Annotated in this window: 20 protein-coding genes; 4 read left to right on the top strand and 16 right to left on the bottom strand. The window is 39.2% G+C overall.

Annotated features, from left to right (window positions below; translation table 11 throughout):
• From B3P17_RS00760 to B3P17_RS00715, 10 genes are all read right to left on the bottom strand, one after another.
• Positions 1 to 2,128 (bottom strand): glycoside hydrolase family 2 protein (locus B3P17_RS00760; protein ID WP_291102579.1); only part of this gene is annotated, 2,128 nt, incomplete at its 3' end.
• A gap of 318 nt (positions 2,129 to 2,446) precedes the next feature.
• A complete protein-coding gene (locus B3P17_RS00755; RefSeq protein WP_252637224.1) occupies positions 2,447 to 3,577 on the bottom strand; it encodes a PepSY-associated TM helix domain-containing protein in 1,131 nt (376 codons plus the stop codon).
• Between the two features lie 188 nt (positions 3,578 to 3,765).
• The gene (locus B3P17_RS00750) at positions 3,766 to 6,153 is read right to left on the bottom strand and encodes a TonB-dependent receptor (protein WP_252637226.1); all 2,388 of its coding nucleotides are present in this window, start codon (positions 6,151 to 6,153) and stop codon (positions 3,766 to 3,768) included.
• A gap of 143 nt (positions 6,154 to 6,296) precedes the next feature.
• Positions 6,297 to 6,986: a ComF family protein gene (locus B3P17_RS00745; protein WP_252637228.1), complete on the bottom strand. Its 690-nt coding sequence runs from the start codon at positions 6,984 to 6,986 to the stop codon at positions 6,297 to 6,299.
• Positions 6,967 to 7,452: a regulatory protein RecX gene (locus B3P17_RS00740; RefSeq protein ID WP_252637230.1), complete on the bottom strand. Its 486-nt coding sequence runs from the start codon at positions 7,450 to 7,452 to the stop codon at positions 6,967 to 6,969. Before B3P17_RS00740 ends, B3P17_RS00745 begins: the two co-directional genes overlap by 20 nt.
• Before the next feature lie 89 nt (positions 7,453 to 7,541).
• Entirely contained in the window at positions 7,542 to 8,381 is an 840-nt protein-coding gene (prmC, locus tag B3P17_RS00735) for a peptide chain release factor N(5)-glutamine methyltransferase (protein ID WP_252637232.1), read from the bottom strand.
• Between the two features lie 26 nt (positions 8,382 to 8,407).
• Positions 8,408 to 9,628, bottom strand: a complete 1,221-nt coding sequence (gene hflX, locus B3P17_RS00730) for a GTPase HflX (protein ID WP_252637234.1) — start codon at positions 9,626 to 9,628, stop codon at positions 8,408 to 8,410.
• 31 nt (positions 9,629 to 9,659) lie between these two features.
• On the bottom strand, positions 9,660 to 11,699 hold the full coding sequence (locus B3P17_RS00725) for a glycoside hydrolase domain-containing protein (RefSeq protein WP_252637236.1): 2,040 nt from the start codon (positions 11,697 to 11,699) through the stop codon (positions 9,660 to 9,662).
• Positions 11,700 to 11,847: 148 nt separating this feature from the next.
• The gene (gene rplS, locus B3P17_RS00720; RefSeq protein WP_135106807.1) at positions 11,848 to 12,210 is read right to left on the bottom strand and encodes a 50S ribosomal protein L19; all 363 of its coding nucleotides are present in this window, start codon (positions 12,208 to 12,210) and stop codon (positions 11,848 to 11,850) included.
• 143 nt (positions 12,211 to 12,353) lie between these two features.
• Positions 12,354 to 13,262 (bottom strand): phosphatase PAP2 family protein, encoded by a 909-nt coding sequence (locus tag B3P17_RS00715; RefSeq protein WP_252637238.1) that lies wholly within the window; start codon positions 13,260 to 13,262, stop codon positions 12,354 to 12,356.
• A gap of 224 nt (positions 13,263 to 13,486) precedes the next feature.
• Between B3P17_RS00715 and B3P17_RS00710 the strand changes: the two genes are divergently transcribed.
• The 4 genes from B3P17_RS00710 to B3P17_RS00695 are packed head-to-tail and all read left to right on the top strand — an operon-like array spanning position 13,487 to position 18,803.
• Complete coding sequence (locus tag B3P17_RS00710; RefSeq protein ID WP_252637239.1) at positions 13,487 to 16,534, top strand: glycoside hydrolase family 3 N-terminal domain-containing protein; 3,048 nt, start codon at positions 13,487 to 13,489, stop codon at positions 16,532 to 16,534.
• Positions 16,506 to 17,351 (top strand): hypothetical protein, encoded by an 846-nt coding sequence (locus B3P17_RS00705; protein ID WP_252637241.1) that lies wholly within the window; start codon positions 16,506 to 16,508, stop codon positions 17,349 to 17,351. The genes B3P17_RS00710 and B3P17_RS00705 overlap by 29 nt, the downstream gene beginning before the upstream one ends.
• Positions 17,338 to 18,030, top strand: coding sequence for a M15 family metallopeptidase (locus B3P17_RS00700; RefSeq protein WP_252637242.1), 693 nt, complete (start codon positions 17,338 to 17,340; stop codon positions 18,028 to 18,030). The genes B3P17_RS00705 and B3P17_RS00700 overlap by 14 nt, the downstream gene beginning before the upstream one ends.
• Before the next feature lie 53 nt (positions 18,031 to 18,083).
• Positions 18,084 to 18,803: a hypothetical protein gene (locus tag B3P17_RS00695; RefSeq protein WP_252637243.1), complete on the top strand. Its 720-nt coding sequence runs from the start codon at positions 18,084 to 18,086 to the stop codon at positions 18,801 to 18,803.
• 176 nt (positions 18,804 to 18,979) lie between these two features.
• Here B3P17_RS00695 and B3P17_RS00690 read toward each other — a convergent pair whose 3' ends face one another.
• The 6 genes from B3P17_RS00690 to B3P17_RS00665 all read right to left on the bottom strand — a co-directional run bounded on the left by B3P17_RS00690 (position 18,980) and on the right by B3P17_RS00665 (position 25,788).
• Positions 18,980 to 19,693 carry a CDP-alcohol phosphatidyltransferase family protein gene (locus B3P17_RS00690; RefSeq protein ID WP_291102564.1) on the bottom strand — a complete coding sequence of 238 codons (714 nt, stop codon included), beginning with the start codon at positions 19,691 to 19,693 and terminating at the stop codon, positions 18,980 to 18,982.
• Between the two features lie 4 nt (positions 19,694 to 19,697).
• Complete coding sequence (locus B3P17_RS00685) at positions 19,698 to 20,363, bottom strand: phosphatidylserine decarboxylase family protein (RefSeq protein ID WP_252637245.1); 666 nt, start codon at positions 20,361 to 20,363, stop codon at positions 19,698 to 19,700.
• Between the two features lie 148 nt (positions 20,364 to 20,511).
• Positions 20,512 to 21,450, bottom strand: coding sequence for a ribose-phosphate pyrophosphokinase (locus B3P17_RS00680; RefSeq protein WP_135106823.1), 939 nt, complete (start codon positions 21,448 to 21,450; stop codon positions 20,512 to 20,514).
• An 81-nt stretch (positions 21,451 to 21,531) separates the two neighbouring features.
• Complete coding sequence (locus tag B3P17_RS00675; RefSeq protein ID WP_252637246.1) at positions 21,532 to 23,223, bottom strand: alpha-amylase family glycosyl hydrolase; 1,692 nt, start codon at positions 23,221 to 23,223, stop codon at positions 21,532 to 21,534.
• A 14-nt stretch (positions 23,224 to 23,237) separates the two neighbouring features.
• A complete protein-coding gene (locus B3P17_RS00670; protein ID WP_289781677.1) occupies positions 23,238 to 24,062 on the bottom strand; it encodes a patatin-like phospholipase family protein in 825 nt (274 codons plus the stop codon).
• A 151-nt stretch (positions 24,063 to 24,213) separates the two neighbouring features.
• Complete coding sequence (locus B3P17_RS00665) at positions 24,214 to 25,788, bottom strand: Rne/Rng family ribonuclease (protein ID WP_252637248.1); 1,575 nt, start codon at positions 25,786 to 25,788, stop codon at positions 24,214 to 24,216.
• Positions 25,789 to 25,837: the final 49 nt, after the last annotated feature.

Raw genomic sequence — 25,837 nt, 5'->3', positions numbered from 1 at the left:
TCCAAAGAATAAGTCCTGTGGTATTGTTCCACATCTTGCTGTTCCAAGCTTCGAGCATATTGCGCCACGCATCGTAGGTTACAAATTGCGATTTGCGTGAAAAATCTTCCATGCTTTCTGCTTTTCCATAGCGGTCGACTGCATTGATAAAGTCTCCAAAATTCTGAGTTGTATGATGCAGATCATGATAAGCCCATACATCATTGATAGGCCACTGGTCTTCCGGTGCAATAAATTTACGGATTGTATTTGCCGTAGGGATTGCATAGCTTCCCATTTCGGTATTAAATCCTTTCGCATTCTCGGTGTAATATTTAGATGGGTCTTTGAAGTATCCCCAAGGGCCGCTTGTTCCCATATTCAAGAAACGGGATTGTCCGTGATAATGGCGGGTAGGATCTTCTTTTGCCATCATTATAGAGATGCTCTCTTCTAATTGCTTAGGAGCAAAGCCTTCGTTGCGAGGACACCACACTGCTATAGATGGGTGGTTGCGGAAGCGGCGAACTGCATCTGTCGCATTTTTTACAAAGAGGGGGAAGTCGCTAGGTTCTACCGTGTCGTCTGTTGTAATCCAGAAGTCATTCCATACAAGCATGCCGTATTCGTCGCACAATGCGTAGAAATCCTCTTCGGTTGTTTCTCCTGTCCAGTTGCGAATAATGTTGAAGTTTGCATCTTTGTGCAGTCTGATATATGGTTCAAGACGTTCTCTTGATACACGTTTCATGCCATCGTCCATACCCCAGTTGCCACCACGGCAGAAAATTCTTACTCCGTTTACTCTTATCGTAAAGAATGGCCCTACAGGATCATCGCTCGATAGCGGTTGCAACCCGGAGGTGTCTGCATCCTTAGCAATAGTAGGTAGGTTGTTGTCTTTGGTGAATGGAGTGCGATTGATGTAATCGAATACCGGCTTTCCTTTATTTACTGTTTCATTCGGAGTATAAAGAACACGCTTGTTTTGGCTGTTGTCGTTTACCATCAGTTCGTACGACATTTCTCTTATCCCAAATTTCAGGGATTTTGTGTCTGACACTTTATTGTTTGCCTGTACGGTTAATTCCAGATTATATAACTCGGGTCTTCCGTAACCGTTTGGCCACCACAAACGTGGATTTTTTATATTCAGTTCTTTAAACTGCTCTGGGGTAAATGTTATCTCTTTTTCTTCGTTCGCAGCCAACGTAAAAGGTAGCGATATGTTTATATTTTCAATTTTTGCAATTAGTGTACCATTTACAGTTTTAGAGGTAATATTTTTTACAATATTCTTTATTGATATTTTAGCCTGTGTAGTATCGGGAAGTAAAATATCTGTGGTTACAAGAGGATCACCGATAATGATATCGCCCCCGGCTTTTAGTCTTACATCTTGCCATATCCCTGTGTTGCGGTCACGTATTCCGGGAATCCAGTCCCATCCTATCGAAGAGATAAATGTTGGTCCGTCTGTGCTGAGTACTCCTCCGTTTAGTCCCTGTCCGGCAATCATAGATTGTTCGTGAGGGATACCCGGATTGTGTGGAGGAAAAACATGAACAGCAAGGATGTTTTCTCCATTTTTATTTACAAGGTCAGTTATATTAAACTCACTCCGGATAAAAGCACCTTTCATATCTCCCAGGCTTTTTCCGTTGAGGTATATATCCGCTTTGTAGTTGATACCATTGAAAAGTAAACGTAGTTGGTTGCCGTCAATATCTTTTGGCACTGTAAACTTACATCTGTACCACCAGTCGGTGCGACTTAGCGATTCCGGTATATTCATATTATTCAGCCCGAAGTAAGGGTCTGGATACACTCCTTGATTGACTAGAGTGGTAAGCACTGTACCCGGAACAGTTGCATTATACCATGCAGAAGTGCTGTATTGAGGGTCGAAAATAGATTTGTTCGACGCCATTGCTGTTTTTCCGTCTGTCATTTCCCATCCGTCCGAGATAATCCATTCTCCGCTTTGTACAGGGACAAGGGTTGTTGGTATATTCCTTTTTGCGACTCTTTCCGATGTTTGAAAGGGAGCTTTTCCTTTAGGTAATTCAGATTGGGGTTGTGGTTGCTTCAAGCCTGTCCAGAGTTGCCCCGGAATAAAATCTTGAGCGTTGATTTGTACCAATGACATTAGCATTAATATCATCAAACTTACATAGAATTTCGAATGTCTTTTATTGAACATAAGTAAGGTATTAATAGGTTATAAATTATATTTCATCATTATTTTAGAGGATAAGATCCCTCAATAAAGCAATGCAATATCTCTAGTGTGTCGGAATAATGCTATTCTAAATAATAACAATTAGAAGTGCTCTTGCCCTAGTGTACAAAGGTAATATTTTTTGGTGATGTGTAGATCAGTCATTTATATAATAATAGTAAAATGGATGAAGAGTGAAACAAAAAAGGGAGTAATTCATATTACTCCCTTGTCGAAATTATGCAATTAAGCGATTTTTATTTCTTTTCGTTTCCGTACCGTTTTTTTGTTTTTTCTTTTCACAAAAAAGATGTAGTAACCTGTGAGTGGAAGGCTTGCCCCGATAAGGGCGAATATGCAGGTGAATATTTTTGACCATATTCCCCAATAGTTTCCTACATGGAGTGAATACACCCAAGCCCATATTTTGGTGGTGCCTTCCTGATCCTTAAATAAGGTTGTAGCGGTGATCTCTCCTGTTTTCTTATCAAACTTGTATTGGTCTGTAGCTCGTGATGTAACAGATGATTTCAGGTGAACGGCGGCAGAGCCGTCTTGCACCCGTATATACTCATAATCAGGATTTGATGTCTGTAAAGAATTGAATACCGTTTGCCAATTAGCTACATTCAATTCTTTCTTTTCTTCTTGTTGTCCGCCACGACCACCGCCACGTGCACCTCTTCCGCCTCCATGTCCTCCGGATTCGGCAACTTCCACGCCAAAGAGCCTGAACAATCCATTCCGATACCATTCGAACGACCAAACCATACCTGTGAGTGCACAGATGAGTAACACCAAACAAGCATATACTCCGAGTACATTGTGCATATCGTAGAAGAGGCGTTTACGCCCTTTTCTTAATTGAATTTTGAAGCGGCTTCTATTCCATCTTTTTGGCATCCAGATAATAACTCCCGAGATGAGAATGAATACGAAAATGAGCGTAGAGATTCCTACCGTATATTTACCCCATGTGCGGCTGCCATCCATTAACCAGCGGTGTAGTACCATGATGGTATAGAAAGAGCTTTCCTGAAATTTATACATTCCTGTCATTTCTCCTGTATACTGATTTACAAATGCGGTAATTCTGAATCCTTCGGCTAAGGTCATACGGTAAGTGCGCTTGGGGTCGTCCGATATCTGTACACTTGCTACAGAATTACTATCTAATTGAGCGTTTACTTTTGGGATGAGCTCTTCCAACGGCATAGGCTTTTCCTTTACCTCATCTACAAAGTAGTGAGAGGGATTGGATAGCTCTAATATTTCGTCCTGAAAAACAAGAATAGCTCCTGTTAGGCAAACGATTGTTATTATGATTCCTACAGGAAGAGAAAGCCATTTATGGAGTTTTTTTAAGAATGGTCTCATATACTATTATTAAGCGTTTATAAAGAAAAATTCCGGTGAGTTAGCACTGCTAAGACACCGGAATCAAACTATCATCAAAGTTAAGTAATTCTTTAAACTATCATCATTACAAAGGTCGGTGTTTTAATACTATCTTACAATCACAATAAATGATGATATTTGTGTCGTTCAATCACAACAAATAGTGATTAAAAGCGATAAGATACTACTCCGGCAAAGTTGCGAGGGTCGATCTGGTTGATGTAGCCTCCACGAAAATATGAATTGTATCCAAGCTCGTCAAATATATTATTGAAGAACACACGTGCCGTCACTTTCTTGTATGTATATGCTACCTGTGCATTTACTGTTGTATAGGCAGGCATATCAAATGGTTTTACACCAATCGGAGAGCCATGTCCATCAGGAGCAAGACTGTACTCATTAACAGGGCGTTTTCCTACATAGTATGTACCTACTCCGATGGATAAACCTTTAACTGCTCCTCTGTCAACTGTATAGTATATCCATCCGTTAGCTGTATGCTTTGGTGCATTCATCGGAGCTGAGCCGTTTACATACGAAGGGCTGTTTGCATATCTGGCATTCAGGTAAGCATATCCTAGCATTACTTGCAGGTTGTTTAATATTCGTCCGTTTAGTTCCACTTCTATACCTTCTCTTTTCAATGTTCCTGCTTTATAGTAATAGTTGGTTGGGGTATTCGTACCTTCTATATATGCAGCATTGGTCAGGTTTTCTGTTTTGATGTTGAAATATGTAAAATTGAAGCGCAATCTGTTGTCTAACCAGTCCGATTTGAATCCTACTTCCCATTGTTTTGTTGTCGATGGACCCGCCTGCGTTACGCTGTCGGTTAGGATTTGCGCTGCAGATCTCAGGCTGGTACTGGTGGTATAAGATCCAAATATGTTTACATTCTTGATAGGGGTAACCATCAAACCTAACATCGGATTCCATGCGTCGCCAGTTGTTGTTCCTGCAGTAGCGTTGATCGTAGAGATAGAGCTGTAACGAAGACCAAGTATAACTTTAAGGTATTCATTTATTGTCATCACCTCCTGTGCCATGATTCCGTACGTTGTATATTTAGCCTGTACGGGATCTCCGGCACCTTTCAATGCCAGTTTTGAGGGAACACTATTTGGTATTTTATTAGCCAATACATCAATTGTATCTACGAGCATTGAGCCCAGGTTTGTTGTAGTGGCATCCGCAATTCTGTAGTCGAAGCCGACCTGGAATGTATGTTTTATAGAACCTGTGTATACATCCTTTCCAACAAAATCTAATTGGAAGGTTGAATTTTTATCGTCACGCAAATTACGTGAAATAGTCCGTTGTTTGATGTTGTAATCTGTAGGGCGACTTTTAACGGCACTTAATCCGGTGGAGGTGTTATCCACATTATAAGATGAATTGAAATAAGCAGCCCTTAAACTGATTTTATCAGCTAGTTGACGAGTGATACGTGCAGCATAACTTAAAGTTTTGCTGTTGGTATTATCTTCACTAAATCCTAAAAACTTACTGTAAGGCATATCATACAGAGCTTCTTTGTCCGCTCCTGCAAGATTTACTGTACTTGTTACCGGAGTTCTGTTTTCATTCATATAATCCAGTTCCAATGTTACAGTTGTTTTGTCATCCGGTCGCCATTCTAACGATGGATTGATATATACCTTGTTTGAAGATACTATTGCTCTGTAATTATCATCACGCTCATAAGCTCCGTTCAGACGGAAAGCGATTGTGTTTTTACTATCTAGAACAGTTTGTACATCGAATGTAGGACGAACCTGTCCCCAGCTGCCTACACGTACTCCAACTTCACCTCCATTTACAAATTTAGGTGTTTTAGTAACTACGTTTATAACACCTCCGGCATTACCTAAGTCAGTTATAACTCCTTGGGTGATAGCTGCAGACCCTTTTATCACTTGTATGCTTTCCACACCCATCATGTCAGTCTGTATCGAAGCGGTTTGGAACTGAGAGTCTGTTCTTACACCGTTCTTCAGAACCGGAATTCCGCGAAACCCGCGAAGTGACATACTTTCTTTTACGCCACCGTAAGAACCAAACAGTGTTACACCCGGCACATTTCTTACCGCATCTGTAATGGTAAGGGCTCCTTGTTCAGCAATTACCTTATCGGAAATTACAGATATACTTTGTATCTGTTCGCTAGGGCGCAATGGCATACGTGTGATAGCATCCAGCTTTTCAGGTTGCTTGTATCGTTCGCCGAATACTTCAATCTCGCTTAGGTTTGCATTCGAAATCATATCAAACTGGATATGAACTTCTTCATTATTTTTTAGGTCTACTTTCTTTTCATTGTTATTGTATCCTACAAAGCTTACTACCAGAGTAAGTTCCCTTTTAGGGAGGTTTGTAAATCTAAATTTTCCTGATTCGTCAGTAGATACGCCTTTTTGTAATTCTTTGATCGCTACAGTAGCAGATGCTATAGGATCTCCATTTTCGTCGAGTACCCTTCCTTTTATAACTTGAGCACTAACAATTGTAATGCCTATGATTAGAAAAAGAAATAGAGTAATGATCTTCTTCATAGTTGATATATATATAGTTTATACGTTAATAGATAAAATTATTCGAGGGCAAAGGTCTTTATAATTGTACTCTCGCACAATCACAATATATAATGAAATTTTAACCTGTATATAACAATAAATAGGGATTGAAGGCTCTGGGGCTAGTTGGCAGTTCCAACACTATAGATACTTATTTTACTATTTGTGCATTTCAAGATCTCTTTAGCACATGACTCTAGGGTCGAGCCTGTTGTAATAATATCATCCACTAATAGGATGTGTTTGTTGGCGAAGGTTTCCGGGGTTACCACGTGGAAGATGTCTTCTACATTCTTCCAGCGGTCGAAGCGGGCATTTTTTGTTTGTGAAGGATTATTTACTTTTCGTAGCAGAGTATCACTATTAATAGGTATCCCGGTAATGAGTGAAATCCCTTCGCATATTTCAAGCGATTGATTGTAGCCTCTTTCTTTTTGGCGCTTCGGATGAAGAGGAACGGGGACGAGCATATCTATAGAAGAAATAAAATCGCTGTTTTTTATATTTTCTCCACATAGCTCACCGATAAATCTGCCGATGTGAGGGTTTCGATTGTATTTCAATTCGTGAATAATATGCTGTATGCTGCCTCCTTTTACAAAATAGGCAAAAGCGGCAATATATTGGAAGGGAAAGCGTCCGGCAAAAAACTGTTCCAGGCGATTGTTGGGTTGCAGGTGGAAATTCGTTTTGGGTATGAGCAGCAGGCAGTCGGTGCAAATGTGCTGCTCCCCTTCGCTCAATCGCTCTTTGCAGACAACACAGAGGCTGGGGAAAAAAAGATCGAGAAAATTATGAAAAATTGTCATCATAAGTACCGCCTAAGATTTCATCTACACATTTAATACACAGATCCATTGAAAAGCCTCGTCCCAGAGCAAAGCGTATTAGCTTGGTTCTCTTATCATAGTCATTTTTTGCATTTACTGATTTCTCTTTTATGGAGAGGATGTGCATTAGTTGTTTTTCGAACTCGTCTCCCGCAAGGTCTTCCAAAATCGGGTTGTAGATAGATTCTGGAATATTAAGTTTTCTGAGTTCGAAAACAATTTTGGTCTTACCCCATTTGTTGAACCGTAATTTATCGTTGATAAAGCTTCTTGCAAAACGTGTGTTGTCAAGGTATTTCTCTTTCCTTAGCCTGTCCATGATTCGTTCTATAGCATCGGAGGATAATTCCCATGCAAGTAATTTTTTGCGTACGGAAAATTCAGATCGTTCGGCTCTGGAACAATAGGCTGCGACACGGTTGAGTGCTTGTGGTTCGGATAACTTCAATTTCTCTTGTTTTTAGAATAACACTCAAAAGTAGGAAAAATATTATCCTGAACGTAGTAAAGTTTTTTGTTTTGATAGAATCTAGTACATTATCTGTCTAGCTCTGCTCTTACCATCCTGTCGTTTTTGTTTAAATCTTGAAATAGGCAAACGTTTATAAAACCTTTGCTTTTGACTAATTGTACTGTATCCTCTCCTTTTCTCTGATTTATTTCAAAGTACAATTTACCGTTTGGTTCGAGTAAATCTAAGGCGATATCTGCAATTCGGTCATAGAATAAAAGCCCATTACTATCGGGGACGAATAGTGCGGTGTGTGGTTCATAATCCAAAACATTCTGATCCATTCTGGATTTTTCTTTTTCCAAGATATAAGGAGGATTGCTGACTATGATATCAAATTTAGTGTCTGTAGGATAATCTTTTAAAACATCCACATTTCTGAAAGTTATATCCACAGCATTTGATTCTGCGTTGAAGGTCGCAATCTTTAATGCCTCTTCTGATATATCCCATGCTTCGATATCTGCCTTTTCTAAATGCTTTGCTAATGCTATTGCAATAGCTCCGCTACCTGTGCCGATGTCGAGTACTTTTAGTCCAGATTTTTTGTTTTCGTTCAAAATTAGTTCCACAAGCTCTTCCGTTTCGGGGCGGGGTATCAATACATCCTTCGTCACATGGAAAGGAAGTCCGAAAAATTCGGTTTCACCAATAATATACTGTATTGGTTCGAACGTTTTTAAGCGATCTAGTATAGAGTGCAGCAGGATTGTTTGTTCTTCCGTCAACTTTGTGTCTGATATCACAGCCTGAGGATACGAACGCTTGGTTGTATGTTCTATTATAATACGTATAAATCCCGAAATTTCACTTTCGGGATAATACGCTTTTAGATATTCTTTTATATAAGAAATTGTTTTTTGCATCAGGCTGTACTATTTTCTTTTCTTCCTTATTCCATTTCTTCATCGTACTTCTGAAAGAGGAAATCGTTGTAAGGGTAGCGTTCTATATGGATCGCTTTTATCCTCTCATACAACTTTTGTTTCAACTCCTCGATATTCAATTTCTCTGTAGCCGAAATAAAAATACAATCGTTGTGCATTTTGTTCATCCACGAGTTTTTGAGTTCCTCCAAAGAAATGTTTTCCTTTGTTTTAGGAGTCAAGTCATCTTCATCTTTGGGTTTATAAGAAAAAGAGTCCACTTTATTAAAAATCAATATAGTTGGTTTTTCCTCTTTGTCTATCTCTAGTAATGTTTTATTCACTACCTTTATTTGTTCTTCGAAGTTTGGATGAGAAATATCCACTACATGTAATAACAGATCAGCCTCTCTTACTTCGTCTAATGTAGATTTAAATGATTCGACCAGATGAGTAGGCAATTTGCGGATAAATCCTACAGTATCCGACAATAGAAATGGGAGGTTATCGATAATAACCTTTCTTACGGTCGTATCCAGTGTCGCAAAAAGCTTGTTCTCCGCAAAAACTTCCGATTTGCTTAGCAGCGTCATGAGGGTTGATTTTCCCACATTGGTATATCCTACTAAGGCAGCACGTACCATTTTACCTCTGTTTTTTCTCTGAGAAGCCATTTGTTTGTCAATACCTTTCAGCTCTTCTTTTAGGAATGCTATCTTGGTAAGAATGATACGGCGGTCGGTCTCCAACTGAGTTTCCCCCACACCACGCATCATTACACCTCCCCCTCGCTGACGGTCTAAGTGAGTCCATAAACGGGTCAAACGTGGAAGCAGATATTGATATTGTGCCAGTTCTACCTGTGTCTTCGCATAAGCAGTTTGGGCACGCATGGCAAATATATCGAGAATAAGGCTTGTGCGGTCAAGAATTTTCACTTGTAATTCCTTCTCTATATTCCTTATCTGCTTGGGAGAAAGTTCATCGTCGAAAATGACTAGACCGATCTCATTTTCCTCCATATATTGCTTTATTTCCTGTAATTTTCCTGTCCCTACGAAGGTAACGGGATTTGCCTTTTCAAGCTTTTGTGTGAATTTTTTTACAGGAACGATACTCGCCGTTTCGGCAAGGAATGCAAGTTCGTCGAGGTACTCTTTTACCTGTTCTTCTGTTTGGTATTGAGTGATAAGCCCTACTAGAACTGCTTGTTCGTTTTTTGATTCTGATATAATAAAGTCTTTCATATAATCTTTTAATCTCTAAAGATTTTAAATCCTATTTGTACTCTAACTCCAAAGTTCCACCTTTGAGAATGTCATTGTGGTTTATTCTGAAATCGGAGATAATTTTTCCGTTATACTTCACCTGTCTAATTATAGCATCGGGTGATTTACGGTTCTTAGTTGTAATGTTTAATTTTTTCCCGTTATCCAACTGTATGGTAATATTATCATAAAGCGGAGAAACGATCTCGTACCACGGTTCGCCTACTACCAGAGGATATAATCCTATCGTAGAGAATACATACCATGCGCTCATTGTACCATCGTCTTCGTCCATTTCAGGCATGTATCCTTTCGGTTCTGTCTTAAAAGGCTTGCCATAATAAGGTGTCGGATATTCGGCATTCCCTCCATACAGGTGGTTCAAATCTTCTTTTATGATGCGTCTTACATTCGCCTGAGCTTTATCGTATTGTTGCAAGCGATTGAAAATATACGGAGCATGTATTCCCGGTTCGTTTCCTTGATTAAACAGATTGTTGTCAAAGAAATAGGTGAGCTGCTTCGCTAAGATGTCTTGTCCTCCTGCACTGTCAGCCATTTCGTTCAGGTATTGAGGCAGAGCCCAGCGGTATTGCCAGCGTGTACCTTGATAAAGCCCGCTGCCTCGCATCTTTGTAAAAGAATCGTCAATGTTATTAAAATCTGTATTCCATGTTTTTATAAATGTGCTTTTTGCTTTGTCGCTATAGTAATTAGCGTCATCCGTTTTGTTTAGTATCTCAGCTATCTGAGCCATAGCCCACCAGTCGATACAGCTTTCCAGTGTCTGATCGGGACGATTGGTAGGGAGATTGTCCATTTCCTTTTTTATTCCATTGTAAGCTTTAGCTAAATTGATATTGGTGATCCCTTTCTTGTACGCATCCAGTAACACAACTTGTGAATGCTCGGTACGCACTGTCGGGGTTGATTCGAAGTCTGTAGCCCAATCTTTTTTGCCGTATATATACAGATTACACAAAGAGTTTGCAATATCTCTCATCGATTTCGAATCGAGTAGGGTGATCAACGGAAATTTGGTGCGATATGTATCCCACATAGACCAGCAACTGTAATATGTATAATCCTTTTTTTGCTGTACTTCTCCATTTGTAGCCAAATACTTTCCGTCGATCGACGTCGTATTTGCCGGACTAAGAAATACTCTGTACAGAGAGGTGTAGAATAGTTTCTTTTCGTCTTCGCCAGCTCCTTTTATTTCTATTCGCGATAAGATATTTTCCCAAACATTACTGGCTTGTGATTTTATTTGTTCAAAAGAAAGGCTTTTTATCCCTTCGTTTTCTAAACGAGCTGTTTCTGTGCTAATCGGAGAAAGTGCAACTCTTACTTCTATCGGTTGATTATCAGTTCCCTCAAACGCCAGCTCTACATCTTGCTCATGCTTTGCATTTACTGTAAAGGGTTTACTTATGCTTATGTTGAAGTATAGTTTGTAAGCTCCATGATCGCATGTGTTGCCAGCATGTATATATCCTTGTATTTCCTTGTCTGAAACAATTTTGTAATCACAGCCTAATACTCTGGTGAAAGATGATGCAAAATTTATTGACATCTTTTGCGCCTCTCCCTTTGGGTAGTGATAACGTTCTATGGCTACATTGTGAGTTGCTGTCAATTCCGCTTTTATTCCATTGGTAAGAGTGGTGGTATAGTAACCCGGAGTAGCAGATTCCAGCTCTTTATTCATACTGATGCTAACGTCTTTCGCTACGGGTTTGATGCTTAAATTGCCTCCTGCGCCACTACACCCGATACCAGATATACGATTGACCGAGAACCCGGAAATCTTACTTACATCATAATCGTATCCGACATGAGTTCTGGGATCAGAATCGGGACAAACCCTCGCCATACCGTATGGAACACATGCGGCAGGATCTACTTGTCCGTTATCTCCGGCTGTACCCATAAAGAGATAAACATATTCGTTCTTTGACTTTCCTTGTTGAGCAAAGAGATTATTTGTATTTATTAGTGTCGAGCAGAATAGAATAATCAGAATGAGCGATGGTTTATAGAATCTCATAATTAAAGTTTTTCGCACAGAATTTGGTATAATGGGCTAAAGGTAAGAATAATCTGTAAGAGGTAGCAGTGCATAGATATTAAAAAAGAGCCTGCATTGTAGGCAGACTCTTCTGTATCTTTTTCGTACTTTGTTGTAGGATAAAGAATTAAGCTTTGTTAGACACAACTCTTTTTTCTTTGATTCTAGCTTTCTTACCTGTAAGACTACGAAGGTAATACAATTTAGCACGACGAACTTTACCCACTTTGTTTACAGTGATACTGTCAATAAATGGTGATTCGATAGGGAAAATTCTTTCTACACCGATGTTGTCAGACATTTTACGAACAGTGAAACGTTTTTTTGTTCCGTGTCCTGCAATTTTAATAACCACACCGCGGTACTGCTGAACACGTTCCTTGTTACCTTCTTTGATACGGTAAGCAATTGTCACTGTGTCACCACTTTTGAATTTAGGAAACTCTTTTCCTGTAGCAAATGCTTCTTCTGCAACTTTAATTAAGTCCATGATTATATATGGTTTTGTTGTTAATATACGCAATATACACGAGCACCTCCCGTCAGAGATTACGCAAAGCGGATGCAAAGATAACGATATTTCCGAAAATTGCAATACCTTAACCTCTATTTTTGAAACTATTAGGATGGGCGTCAGAAGGTGTATTCCATTCCTATTCCGTAGCAGTTATCTCCTATATTTGGAGCTATTGCCAGAGTATGTTTTGAATTTAAGTGATTCGGGTATAAAATTTTATTGATTGTTGGCAATAAAAGATAACTGGCTTCGACACTGAATATGCCTATACCGGCTCCCATTAAAACATCACTTACCCAATGCCTTTTGTTAAGTACACGCAATGCGCCTGTTGCAGAAGAGGCTATATATCCGCTAAAAGCTATGTAGGGTGATTTGCCTATATATTCACGGAACAGTATGTGTGCACCGACAAAACTTGTAGCTGTATGACCCGACGGAAATGAATTACGTGTCGATCCGTCCGGTCTAAGTACTCCGGTGCTGTTTTTTAGAATGTTCACAGTTCCCGCCATCAGAAGGTGAGACATAGCCATTATGATCGTTACATCTTTCAGATCGTGATTTCCTTTAATTCCCGCAAGATTTAGTGCATATACAGAAACGGCAGGGGCAAACTGTAGATAATCATCATATATCATCTTATTCTTAAAGTGCTCGCCTACCTCATTGTTTGTGCTTTTGTCCAGATCTTTAAGCATATGATTCTCGTGTGCCATGATGCCATAAGCAATAAATAGAGTAGGGGCTATTAATCTGGGATACGTTGAGTTAAAGCTTATTTGTTCAATATTTAATTCTGGAATTTTGTTTTCCCATTTGTCGGAGTCGATATTTAAAGGAACCTGAGGTGATGCAGATAAATCTATTTTAGGAAATAATGTCTTGTCGGGCAAAGAGCTGCTTTGTAATAATTTCGGTTTGGATGTAATTAACGGCTTATATTCTTGGGCATACAAGTATATAATACCTGTCTGCGTGAATAGTATAATGATAAAAAGACTTACTTTTCTAAGCGCATTCATATATGTCAAATTTGATAGTTTATTGATGATAAATATATAACGAAGAAGTTTTTATTTCGTTATTTGGTGGATATATTTTAAGGTTAAATAATCATAACACAAGGTATTATATCTTTGTTAATCTATGTTTAATTAAAGTTTTTTATTGGTTTTATAAGGCTTATTCGTTATACTTTTGTATGTATACAGGAGAAAAAGCCTTTTAATTTATTATCAAGTATAAAATGAAAATAAAATATATAGCAGCTGCAACTGCATTTTTTGCAACGATATGCCTCAATGTTGCTGCTTTAGGAAGTAAAACAACGACTCTCTACGATACGGTCGATAAAGAAAAAATGGGACATTGGGTCGACTCGGTTTATAATCAAATGTCGCTGGATGAGCGTATCGGGCAGCTTTTTATGCCTATTGTCAGCGGAGATAATACAGAATCGAATAAAACCACAATAAAAAACCTGATAACGAACCAGTATGTCGGCGGAATTTTGTTCTCTAAAGGCTCTCCCCAAAATCAAGCGGAACTCACCAATTATGCGCAACAAACAGCTAAAACTCCTTTGATGATCTCGCTCGATGGGGAATGGGGCTTGTCGATGAGGTTAGATAATACAACGCAGTTTCCTCGCAATATGATGCTAGGTGCAATTCAAAATGATTCCCTGTTATATTATTATGGTCTCGAAGTCGCTCGTCAGTGTAAGTTGATAGGCGTGCAAGTAAATTTTGCTCCTGCGCTCGATGTTAATAGCAATCCCAATAATCCTGTGATCGGGAACCGTTCGTTCGGTGAAGACCCCGATCGTGTGGCCCAACTTGGTGTTATGTATTCGAAAGGCTTGGAAGCAGGTGGGGTGATGGCCGTAGCGAAACATTTTCCGGGACATGGCGATACATCCACTGACTCTCATAAAACTTTGCCTACCATTACACATGACAAAGACAGGCTTGATGATTTTGAGATAAAGCCTTTCAGAAAATACATTGATGCAGGTTTGTCGGGAATGATGATCGGGCATTTGAATATTCCTGCTCTCGATCCCAAAAGGCAACCCAGCTCTCTGTCTGAACCTATCACTACGAAGCTGTTGCAAAACGATCTTGGCTTCTCGGGATTGATCTTTACAGATGGCTTACAGATGAAAGGAGTTTCAGGTGAAGATAACTATTGTGTGAGGGCTTTGTTGGCGGGCAATGATGTTCTTCTCGGGCCCGTTAATACAGCAAAAGAATTTAATGCGGTAAAGAAAGCGATAGCAGATACCTTACTCACGGAATCACAAATAGAGGTTAAGTGTAAGAAGGTATTGGCGTATAAATATATCCTGGGTTTGAATCATGTCACGACTATAGAAGCTTCGGGTCTTATTCAAAGCCTGAATAATACGAATGCCGAGTGGATAAACCGAAATCTGCATCGGGATGCGATGACATTGATAAAAGATGATGATAAAATCGTTCCGCTAAAGGGACTTGATAAGAGAAAAATTGCAGCGATATCAATAGGCGCTTCGGTGGACAATACATTTCATAATATTTTGAAAATGTATGGAGATGTTACCTGCTTCAATGTTTCGGATAGCGATGCTCTTCTGCAACTGAAAAAAGTCCTTGAGCCATATAATACAATTATAGTATCGGTGCACACTACAAGAACAAATTTTAGTACTGCTATACAAAATGTAATACAAGGAAAAGAAACTGTACTGACCTTTTTCATTAATCCTTATCGGGTAGCAGCTTATGCCTCTACAGTCAAAAATGCCGATGGAGTTTTGCTGGCTTATGAAGATACCGATCTCGCTCAGAACTATGCGGCTCAAGCTATATTTGGCGGAAATGCTATTACAGGAAAAGCTCCTGTGACAGTGAAAGGAGTGTTTAAAGAAGGAAAAGGGATCAATACTAAAAAAATAAGACTAAGCTATACTGTGCCCGAAGATGTAGGCATAGTAACAAGCCGACTGGATGGTATAGAGACTATTGTACAGGAAGGGATAAAATCTCAGGCTTTTCCGGGCTGTCAGATATTGATAGCCAAAGATGGAGAAGTTATTTATAATAAATCATTCGGTTCGTTCGAATATGATGGCAAGCAAAAGGTAACGAATACCGACTTGTACGACCTTGCCTCCATGACGAAGGCTACGGCTACCGTTCCTGCCGTGATGAAATTGTATGACGATGCTAAATTGAAACTCAATACACCTATCAGCAACTATGTATCTGCACTGAAAGGTACGGATAAATCGGATATAACAGTCCGCGATGCTCTCTTGCACGAAAGCCGACTTCCTGCCTTTATACCTTATTATATGAATGCGATAGACGATGATAGCTATGAAGGTAAATTATTCAATCGTACGCAGACTTCTCTTTATTCTGCTCAGTTTGATGCGAATACATGGGCTCGTACAGATTATAAATTTAAACCTTCGATAGTGTCTCAAACTCCTAAAGCAGGTTTCTTACCTTTGGCCGAGGGGTTTTACATCAACGAAACTTATTCAGATACTATTATTTCTGAAATTGCGAAGTCAAAATTGTCTAAAAGAAAACAATATGTATATAGTTGTCTCAACTTTATGCTACTGAAAGAAGTCGTAGAAAAAATATCGAAAGAGGATTTGAATACATTTGTACAGGAAAACTTTTTCAGCAAGCTCGGTGCTACAACCACCACTTACAAGCCCTTGACAAAATTCGATAAGCAGAGAATTGTCCCTACCGAGAAAGATGATTTTCTACGCAAACAACTCTTGCAAGGCTATGTACATGACGAAGGTGCAGCCTTTATGGGTGGAATATCGGGTAATGCAGGCTTATTTTCGGATGCGAATGATATTGCCAAGCTGTATCAGATGTGGCTGAATATGGGTACGTATGGCGGTGAGGAGTATTTGTCGCCAAAAACTTGTCAACTGTTTCTTCAAGCAAAGAGCGGAATTTCACGTCGTGGGCTGGGCTTTGACAAGCCGGAAACAACCACCGGCAAATCGAGTCCGACAGCGTTAAGCGCACCTGCCAGTACATACGGGCATACAGGATTTACAGGAACTTGCTTCTGGGTTGATCCCGATAATAATTTAATTTATATATTTTTGTCGAACAGAGTGAACGATAAGCGAACTCATAATGCGATATCTACTTTAAATATACGTACACGTATTCAGGAAGAGATATATTCGGCGATGAAAAAAGGAACTGTATCACAAGAAACAAATATAACTAATACTAATACCAATGACAAACAAAAGACTGACGCTGAATGACGAATTGAAACCATTTTTTAGTACCGAAAACCAGCTAATATGGGATTTGATAATAGAAAACAAAACCGAAGAATTGCACCCGATATTATCGGAAGAAGATGAGCATATAAATAAAATACTTGCCGAACTTTTTACAGAGGGTAAGAGCAATACACTTGATACATACGATTTTGTAACGATCAAAGAGCCGAATAGTCGTTTATTCAGAGATTTGGTTCGTTTCGTTTTTGCATCAGATATCAATGGGAATTATGATGAAATAAAAGAATCGATCTTGAATAAGATTTTCGATTTTACACCCGATATGATTGAGCAGTTGCAAAAGGAGACTCAAGGATATCCTATGAGGCCTGTTTCCGAAGTTGTAATCAAAGAAGCTTCATCGATTCGTATGTCATTGAATACATTGGCTTATTATTTTCGTGAAAAGGAAGATGTTGAAGGACTGCACTTTGCCACGGTTATGAGAACCAAGCTTACGCTGTCTATCATGAGTAACTACAAAAATATAGTGGGGCATGATATGATAGAAGCTGCTAAAATAAAGGAACGGGTGGGAGAGACTGAAGCCGCTCTTGTTTTTTATAATGCTGCCCGTGAGAACCTGAAAAATGAATTGCATTGGTTTGTTGAAAGTCCGGAGATGGGAGCTAGCGAAGATGATGTGATCATGCTGCAATCTCTTAAAGAAGCATATCAGTCTATCGACAGATTAAAGAATACAGAGGAGTTTGTGCAAACATGTGAAATTATCGACGAAATATTGAGCAGGGAATATGTTGAGTATGACTTCGATGAAGAGGATGAGGAAGATTAAAAAATATATATTTCTATATTGCTGTCTTTTGTTGTTGCCTTGTGCTTTATTTGCTCAGCAGCAAAAGACAGCATCTATTAGTCTCGAAGAATATTTGCAAACGCAGGAGCTGATAAATGTCAATGCTTTAGACAGTAGTATTCGTGTAGATCTAAAGTATGCAACAACAGATAACTTTACAAAAACAATCCTTTACGATTCGTTGGCAAATATATATCTGCATCCTTTGGCTGCAAAAAAGCTGGTGGCTGCACAGAAGTATTTGAAAACACTCCACCCTGATTATAGTTTATTGGTTTATGATGCCGTACGTCCTTTGAGTGTGCAGCATAAGATGTATCGGGTGGTGCAGAATACCAAATATGCGGCTTATGTCGCAAACCCTTCACGTACAGGTCTTCATAATTATGGAATGGCAGTAGATCTTACTATTTGTAATAAAAAAGGTGTACCTTTGGATATGGGCACTCCCTTCGATTTTTTTGGTGGTGCTGCGGGTATCAATAAGGAGGCTGAATTGGTGCAACGAGGGGTTCTTACAAAACAGCAAGTCGCAAATCGTGAATTATTGCGCAAAGTGATGAGGCATGCCGGTTTTTTGACTATACGTGGCGAATGGTGGCACTTCAATGCTGTACACCTTATAGAAGCCCGCAAGTTGTATAAGGTTATTGAATAAGGACTTTTCTTTTTCTTTCGAAGGATATTTTGTAACTCTATAATAATAAGCACATGAAAAGGATTTACACAGTTTTACTTGTATCATTTATTTTGAGTATGTGCGCACAGAACGTTAACGCACAATTTGTGGTGGCGCAAGACACCGTTCGCGGACGAATTGACTTTTGTCCTCGTCTTGGCGATTTGCATAATGCTGTAGAGATTCCCAACGATTCTGTTTTTTATATGCTGCCTATAGATCAGAGTACAGATCCATGGCGTCAGGTCTATCGCTATATGCCTGATAGAAGCGTGAGCGGCGGATATATACATGGAAGAAAACTGATGCGGGTGGATGATTATGATATAGTAGAAGTAGAACGTCTATCGGCTCATGGTAGTATATCGTTCAAGAATGCTGATGTGCGTGTTGTTGTTTCCATTGCACCCATCGGTTCAAAAGATACTTCAGTGAAAAAAGGTGCTGACGGTACCTACATGGTAAACGGTAAGAAGGCTTACGGTGTCTCAAGGTGGTCTTCTCCTCAGTTGCACTATAAATCTATTACGGTGTCTATAAAAGGACGGAATATTCCTGTTCCTCAGAAGATATTCGAGCATTTGCTTGAGCCAGATATTGAAGATATGGTTGTGTATTATAATCCCCGCAAACAAATCGTTTATATGCAAGTCAATAATGGTGGCACATCGGCATCTTATACCGCATTGTTTACTATTTCGACTCGGGGAGCTCTAAGTCCGTATATATTTTATCCATCTATGAATAGGTAAGAGCAGATTGATAGTCTTTTTATCCTTCTCTCCAATTTGAAAGATTTGAGTATATAGATAATTTCTTTTTTAAGAATTTATCTTATAACAAAAGGTCTTTGAAATGATTGTATGTTGATTTTGTAGTGTGCAGCAAAAAGTGACACAGCAAAAGAATGCGAAACCTGTTACTTTTGTTACTTTTNNTTTAATATTCCTGTTTGTTGAAAGATCGACAGAGTGATATATAGCAATATTCCTGCTGCTATTCCAAGCACTCCGATTGTTATTGTGGCTACGATAATGAATGCCGCAAGAAAATAACGGTACTCGTTTCCTTTAAACTTGATGTTTTTTATCTTTAACGAGAACATTGGAATTTCCGATACCATGAGTAATGAGAATACTACAATGGCAACCAGAAAAGTATATATCAACGATGGAGTAATCATCGGAACTTTGTACGCAAGACCATAACAGAAGCTAACCCAAAACATGGCATTAGCCGGAGTATTTAACCCGATAAAAGACTCGCTTTGCCTTTCGTCTACATTGAACTTTGCTAAGCGCAAAGCTGAGAATATAGCGAGTAGAAATGCTATATATGGTAGATATTCTATTATGATCGGATTCTGAGATATGCGTATTGTGTTGTCTGACAGGAAGCGGAAGGCTGCAATGCTGGGGGCTAATCCAAAACTAACCATGTCGGCCAAAGAGTCGAGCTCTTTGCCTATTGGGGAATAGGCCTTCAGTAAGCGAGCGGCAAACCCATCGGAGAAATCGAACAGGGCTGCGATGATAACCCATACTACTACCCATGTGTATTCTCCCTGAAATGCCATAACGGTGGCTATCGATCCTGAAAACAGATTGAGAGAAGTGAGTGTATTTGGGATATGCTTTTTCATCTTCTTATGCTTGGAACTTCGCTATTACAGTCTGGTTTCCGGTTACCTTTTGATCCATTTCTACAAGTATCTCAGTGCCTAACGGTAGATATACATCAACCCTTGATCCAAGTTTGATGAAGCCGAGGTGTTCGTCTATGCTGCCTGTTTCTCCAACCTGCGCATAGGTTACAATCCGTCGGGCCATAGCTCCTGCTACCTGACGCAGCAATATTTGGTTTTTACCGTCTTCGGTTTCCATGACTACAGTCGATCTCTCGTTTTCTGTACTCGATTTTGGCAGGTATGCTGCCATAAAGCGTCCATCATGATGCTTAGACATCAATACTTTTCCGTTGATCGGATACCAGTTTGCATGAACATTGAATGGAGACATGAATATAGATACGATAATACGTTTGTCTTTAAAGTATTCGCCTTCATACACTTCTTCTATGGCTACTATCTTTCCATCGGCAGACGCTACCACAACACCGTTGCTGTCGCCTTTGAATTGCCTATACGGGCTCCGATAGAAGTTGAGCACTATGCCGAAAAAAACAAGTGATGCTCCACCTGCGAGATAGGATAAAAATGTGTGACGGAAGAAATACCAAAGTATCCCGTTTAATATAAACAGGATTATAAAATATGTTGTTAAAACGTCTCGTCCTTCGTGATGAACCTTCATTATTTTGTGATAAACATATTTAATGTAAGGTGCAAAAGTATCTTTATTTGGCGATATATACAAATTTGGAATCTGAATTTTAGTACAAAAGAAAAAAGAGATGAATGAATCACCTCTCTGATGTATCTATTTTATATCTGTTTTGTATTTATAGGATATATAGTGAGCTGATAGATTCGTTGCTTAATACCCTGCGAATGGCGTTCGCAAACACATCAGCTACAGATAGAATAACTACCTTTTCGCACTTCTTAGAGTAAGGGATGCTGTCTGTAAATACCATTTCGGTAAGTCCCGATTGGGTTACTCTTTCCGATGCAGGGTCAGACATCACCGCATGACTGGCTATAGCTCTCACCGATCTCGCTCCACTGGCTTTCATTATATCGGCAGCTTTTGTTATTGTACCTGCTGTATCCACAATGTCATCTACCAACAGTACGTCCATTCCTGTAACGTCCCCGATAATTTGCATTTCGGATATTTCGTTTGCTTTCTTGCGAAGTTTATAGCATATAACCATTGGCAAACCAAAGTATTTGGCGTACGAGCTTGCACGTTTTGTACCACCCACATCCGGTGTTGCTATCACTAGGTTGTCGGTATCTAATGTCTTAATATAGTCTACAAATATGGCAGATGCATATAAGTGGTCTACCGGAACATTGAAGAATCCTTGTATCTGGTCGGCATGCAAATCCATAGTTATTAGTCTGTTGATGCCTGCTGCACTAAGCATGTCCGCAATAAGTTTAGCACCGATAGAAACACGAGGTTTATCTTTGCGGTCTTGGCGAGCCCAACCGAAGTATGGTATTACAGCTATTATAGATGAGGCAGACGCTCTTTTTGCTGCATCAATCATCAATAGAAGTTCCATAAGATTATCTGAAGAAGGGAATGTGGACTGTATTAAAAAAACCTGACACCCCCTGATTGACTCTTCGTATGAAACAGAGAATTCTCCATCAGCGAAGCGTTCAATTTTCATTTTACCCAAAGGGCATCCAAGGCTAGTACATATTTTTTCAGCTAAGTAACGAGAATTAGTTCCCGAGAAAATTTTGAAAGGTAGATTATTGTCCATCTCTTCTTTAATTTTTTAATCTTTATGGAAAGTTTTTTAATAGATTTATATGAGACTGTAAAATTAGGAAAAACAACACAATTAGCTCATAGAAAATTTAATTATTTTCCCAGAATATTCTTCTATGTTTAAAAACAGGTTCCGATCCCATTGTGGGCTTAATGTGAAATTCTTTTTAGAAAGCAGTTCTTTCGCCTTTTTTATTTCGTGCGGTTTTATTTCCATGTATTCGAAAGCATGAAAAGGGATGTGAACGGAAATATCCACAGGTTTGGAGTCAAAATTAGCAACTACAATCAAGAATTCATCTTTGGCAGACCTCAAAAAAGCGTATTGCTTTGTAGAATCGAAGGCCATGTTGCTATAATTAGCATACATCAGATCAAAGAATTTACCTGTTCTGATTGACTGTTCTTCTTTTGCTATTTTTAGCAGTTGAATATAAAACTTCCGTAGTTTGATCTGTTCCTCATTTAGTCCGCTTTCTGTGAATGTTCCTTTGTTCCTCCAGCTTCTTATAGAGTCTACCGACCAATAATCAAAGATGGTTGTACGTCCATCTAGTCCGCTAAAACCTTCTTTATCCATTCCTCGTTCACCCAGTTCTTGTCCGAAGTAGATCATTACAGGATTGGTATTCATTGTTGCAGTTACAATCATTCCCGGAATGGCTTTGAATGGATTGCCTGCAAAGAAATCTGATGCAATGCGCTGTTCATCATGGTTTTCCAGAAAGTTTAGCATTTTGGTTTGTAGTCCGTCAATGCTTTGCCAAGAAAAGGTAATGTCCGACGAAGGTTGTTGGTGATTGATTATATTGCGTAGCGTGTCATACAGCCCGACTTTGTCGTACAGATAATCAAACAGTCCCCAATCTACATATTTGTGATACAAGTCGGGGTTATATACCTCTGCAATGAAGATGAGTGTTTTGTTTTTTGCTTTTACCCTTGGTATTACCCAATTCCAAAATTCGACAGGAACCATCTCCGCCATATCACATCTAAATCCGTCTACCCCTTTGGCTACCCAGAATAGAAGAATGTCTTTCATCTTTAGCCATGTGTCTGGTGTTGGGATAAAGCAGCTTGTCCTGTTATTGGTATAGTCTATTCCATAATTCAGCTTAACCGTTTCGTACCAATCTGTTACCGATGGCTTATTGCTGAAGCAGTCATTGCCTGTTGCTTTAGCCGGATATTCTATGTATGCGTTTTCTCCTTGTTGAGTAGGGAATTGCAGTTCTAGTTTCTGATTGGGTATATAATAGAAATTGTTATCCGGGTCGAACGCTACATCTTTATTATCATCTGCTCCCAAGTCTTTTATTTTCTTCGGTTTTGCATCAGAGTGATATTGTCGTGCAACATGATTGGGTACAAAATCAATAATGACTTTCATCCCATTTTTGTGCGTACGTTCTATCAGGTCTTCAAATTCCTGCATTCTATTGTCTACATCGTCAGCCAGATCGGGAGAAACATCATAATAATCGCGGATGGCATAAGGCGAACCTGCTTTTCCTTTTATTACATCGGGATGATCTCTTGATATTCCATTTGCTGTGTAGTCGGTAGTAGAGGCATGTTCAAGTGTGCCGGTATACCAGATATGGGTAAATCCCATTTTTTTTATTTCTTTCAACGCCTTGTTGTCGAAGGCTGAGAACTTGCCTACTCCATTTTCTTCTATGGTGCCGCTTTCCTTATTTGTGCTGTTGTCGTTGCCGAATAATCGGGGAAGTACTTGGTATATAAAAATCTTTTCTGCCATAGCTGCTAATTTTATTATTGTGCATGTGTTATGCATGTAAGGTTGATATGTGGAAAATCTTTTGTTAAGGCTTCTTTTTTATCTTCAAAAAATTTTGTCGTTAGGTTATATCCTGCCCGATATATTTCTTCAACATGTTCCAGATCAAACATTGAATACTGAGACAAAGATGTCGACTCTATCAGGTAGTCGCATAAGTTTCGGTCTAATAAGGTGTTGGAGCCGGACATGTAGTGGAAAGACCTTTCTGCTATATATTTAATGGAGCTCCTGAATTCTGCTTTTATAATCGGGCTAACATTGACTCCTATAATTTTAGCGCAATCTTTGCGTATCGTGGAAACTGGGAAGTTCTTAAATAGACCTCCGTCAACATAATAATGTTCGTTGATTTCCACAGGACGGAAAATGATAGGTACTGAACATGATGCAATAACGGCCGGTATCAAAGCTCCTGTAGAAAATACCTTTGTTTCGCCATATTCTATATCAGTAGCGACAGTCCGCAGGGGTATTTTCAAATCCTCAAAGGTCTTGGCTCTGAGGTGTTTTTTTAGAAATGAACGAAATCCATCACTTTTGAAAAAGCCGCCATGTGGTATCGTAAATTCTGCGAACTCTCTGAATACTTTCTTTTTGAAGAATGATAGTATTTCCTCAGGAGTATATCCATCCGCATATAATACTCCGGCAAAAGCTCCTGCGCTGGTTCCGGATATAATTTGAGGATAAAGACCAATTTCATTTAGTGCTTGCAATACGCCTAAATGAGCAAAACCTTTGGCACCACCTCCGCTAAGGGAGAGACCTAGTTGATAAATGTTTTTTTCCGGACTCATGCGTTTTGTATCAATATACAAATTTAAGGATATTCTTCTTATTTGCTAATTTGTAGGTATAATAATAGTTACGACGGTGTATGTGAATAATAAAAAAAAGAGCTGTTTTTAATTATTAAAAACAGCTCTTTTCATATATTCTGAGTAATTGTTACTTTACTTCAAAATCTTGTTTCATATCAATTTCTTCTCCATTTTCATCCATAAAATGATATTCGAGGAATGCCAGATTCTGGTTTGGGATTATCTTTACTCCCATGCCATAACGCCATTTCCATTGCCACTTTAATGAAGGAAAACCTTTATTGATAAATGCTGCTACATACGGATGTATATAGAGTTTGAAATTCTTTACTTTTAGATCTTTTACCAGATAGCTTATCTTCATGCGCAGTGTATCTGTAAACAGTATGGATGGTCTTATTTCTCCTTTTCCAAAACATGTAGGACATGCTTCGGTGGTTGATATCTCCATCTCTGGACGTACACGCTGACGTGTGATCTGCATTAGCCCGAACTTGCTCAGTGGGAGTATATTATGCTTTGCCCGATCATTCGCCATCAGCTCCTGCATTTTGGCCATTAGTTGTGCTTTGTGCTCACCTTCCGTCATATCTATGAAGTCGATTACGATGATTCCCCCCATGTCTCGTAATCTCAATTGACGTGCTATTTCTTCTGCTGCTGCGGAATTCACTTCCCATGCATTATTCTCTTGTCCTGCTTCAGGATTCTTCGACCTGTTGCCGCTGTTCACATCTACAACGTGAAGGGCTTCGGTATGTTCCAAGATAAGGTATGCGCCATTACGGAATGTAACTGTTTTTCCAAACAAGGCTTTTACCTGTTTCGTTACATTGAAATTATCAAAGATAGGTAACCCGCCATCATAACTTTTTACAATGTTTTTTTTGTCGGGTGCTATAAATGATATATAATCCTTAATCTGGTTGCAGGTATCTAAATCATTGACATGGATTTCCTGAAAGGTAGGATTGAAGATGTCTCTCAGTAAGGCCACAATACGGCCTGTTTCTTCAAAAACGAGGGTTGGAAGTTTATTTTTCTGAATCTTAGGAAGATTATCCTCCCAACGTTTTACCAATGTTTTCAGTTCTGTATCCAGATCAGCTACCTTTTTTCCTTCAGCTACGGTTCTTACTATTACTCCGAAGTTTTTTGGTTTTATGCTTTGTATAAGTTGTCTTAACCGTGCACGCTCCTCTTTCGATTTAATTTTCTGAGAGACAGATACTTTGTCGTTGAATGGAATGACAACTAAAAAACGGCCGGCCAGTGAAAGCTCGGCTGTGAGGCGGGGGCCTTTTGTTGATATAGGTTCTTTGGCTATTTGTACCAGTATTTCTTGTCCTGGTTTGAGAATGTCGCTGATAGACCCATTTTTGTCTATGTCTGCTTCCATTTTCATCTTAGAGATGTTAGGAAACTTTTTCTTATCAGCTAAAGCCTGTTTGTAAAACTTATCAACGGATTTGAATTGAGCACCTAGATCTAAATAGTGAAGAAAAGCGTCCTTTTTGTATCCTATGTCTACAAAAGCAGCATTTAATCCGGGCATCAGTTTTTTAACTTTGCCGGCATAGATGTTTCCTACCGCGTATGAAGCGTCTCTTCCTTCTTTTTGCAGTTCGACAAGTTTCTTGTCTTCCAAGACTGCTATTGAGACTTCATTGGGCTGAACATCGACTATTAGTTCGCTATTCATAACTATGTTTTATAATTAAAAATAAGATTTAAATTCCCTATTTAAATCT

Source organism: Dysgonomonas sp. UBA7630, from assembly GCF_002483985.1.
Taxonomy (GTDB): Bacteria; Bacteroidota; Bacteroidia; order Bacteroidales; family Dysgonomonadaceae; genus Dysgonomonas.
The sequence above is the reverse complement of the archived record's forward strand: the minus strand, read 5'-3'. Positions and strand labels throughout refer to the sequence as shown.

What these genes read in the sequence shown, in the direction of transcription:
- B3P17_RS00755 (WP_252637224.1), bottom strand. Translation starts at nt 3,577, where the DNA reads ATGAGACCATTCTTAAAAAAACTCCATAAATGGCTTTCTCTTCCTGTA.
- B3P17_RS00750 (WP_252637226.1), bottom strand. Translation starts at nt 6,153, where the DNA reads ATGAAGAAGATCATTACTCTATTTCTTTTTCTAATCATAGGCATTACA.
- B3P17_RS00745 (WP_252637228.1), bottom strand. Translation starts at nt 6,986, where the DNA reads ATGATGACAATTTTTCATAATTTTCTCGATCTTTTTTTCCCCAGCCTC.
- prmC (WP_252637232.1), bottom strand. Translation starts at nt 8,381, where the DNA reads ATGCAAAAAACAATTTCTTATATAAAAGAATATCTAAAAGCGTATTAT.
- hflX (WP_252637234.1), bottom strand. Translation starts at nt 9,628, where the DNA reads ATGAAAGACTTTATTATATCAGAATCAAAAAACGAACAAGCAGTTCTA.
- B3P17_RS00725 (WP_252637236.1), bottom strand. Translation starts at nt 11,699, where the DNA reads ATGAGATTCTATAAACCATCGCTCATTCTGATTATTCTATTCTGCTCG.
- rplS (WP_135106807.1), bottom strand. Translation starts at nt 12,210, where the DNA reads ATGGACTTAATTAAAGTTGCAGAAGAAGCATTTGCTACAGGAAAAGAG.
- B3P17_RS00715 (WP_252637238.1), bottom strand. Translation starts at nt 13,262, where the DNA reads ATGAATGCGCTTAGAAAAGTAAGTCTTTTTATCATTATACTATTCACG.
- B3P17_RS00710 (WP_252637239.1), top strand. Translation starts at nt 13,487, where the DNA reads ATGAAAATAAAATATATAGCAGCTGCAACTGCATTTTTTGCAACGATA.
- B3P17_RS00705 (WP_252637241.1), top strand. Translation starts at nt 16,506, where the DNA reads ATGACAAACAAAAGACTGACGCTGAATGACGAATTGAAACCATTTTTT.
- B3P17_RS00700 (WP_252637242.1), top strand. Translation starts at nt 17,338, where the DNA reads ATGAGGAAGATTAAAAAATATATATTTCTATATTGCTGTCTTTTGTTG.
- B3P17_RS00695 (WP_252637243.1), top strand. Translation starts at nt 18,084, where the DNA reads ATGAAAAGGATTTACACAGTTTTACTTGTATCATTTATTTTGAGTATG.
- B3P17_RS00685 (WP_252637245.1), bottom strand. Translation starts at nt 20,363, where the DNA reads ATGAAGGTTCATCACGAAGGACGAGACGTTTTAACAACATATTTTATA.
- B3P17_RS00680 (WP_135106823.1), bottom strand. Translation starts at nt 21,450, where the DNA reads ATGGACAATAATCTACCTTTCAAAATTTTCTCGGGAACTAATTCTCGT.
- B3P17_RS00675 (WP_252637246.1), bottom strand. Translation starts at nt 23,223, where the DNA reads ATGGCAGAAAAGATTTTTATATACCAAGTACTTCCCCGATTATTCGGC.
- B3P17_RS00670 (WP_289781677.1), bottom strand. Translation starts at nt 24,062, where the DNA reads ATGAGTCCGGAAAAAAACATTTATCAACTAGGTCTCTCCCTTAGCGGA.
- B3P17_RS00665 (WP_252637248.1), bottom strand. Translation starts at nt 25,788, where the DNA reads ATGAATAGCGAACTAATAGTCGATGTTCAGCCCAATGAAGTCTCAATA.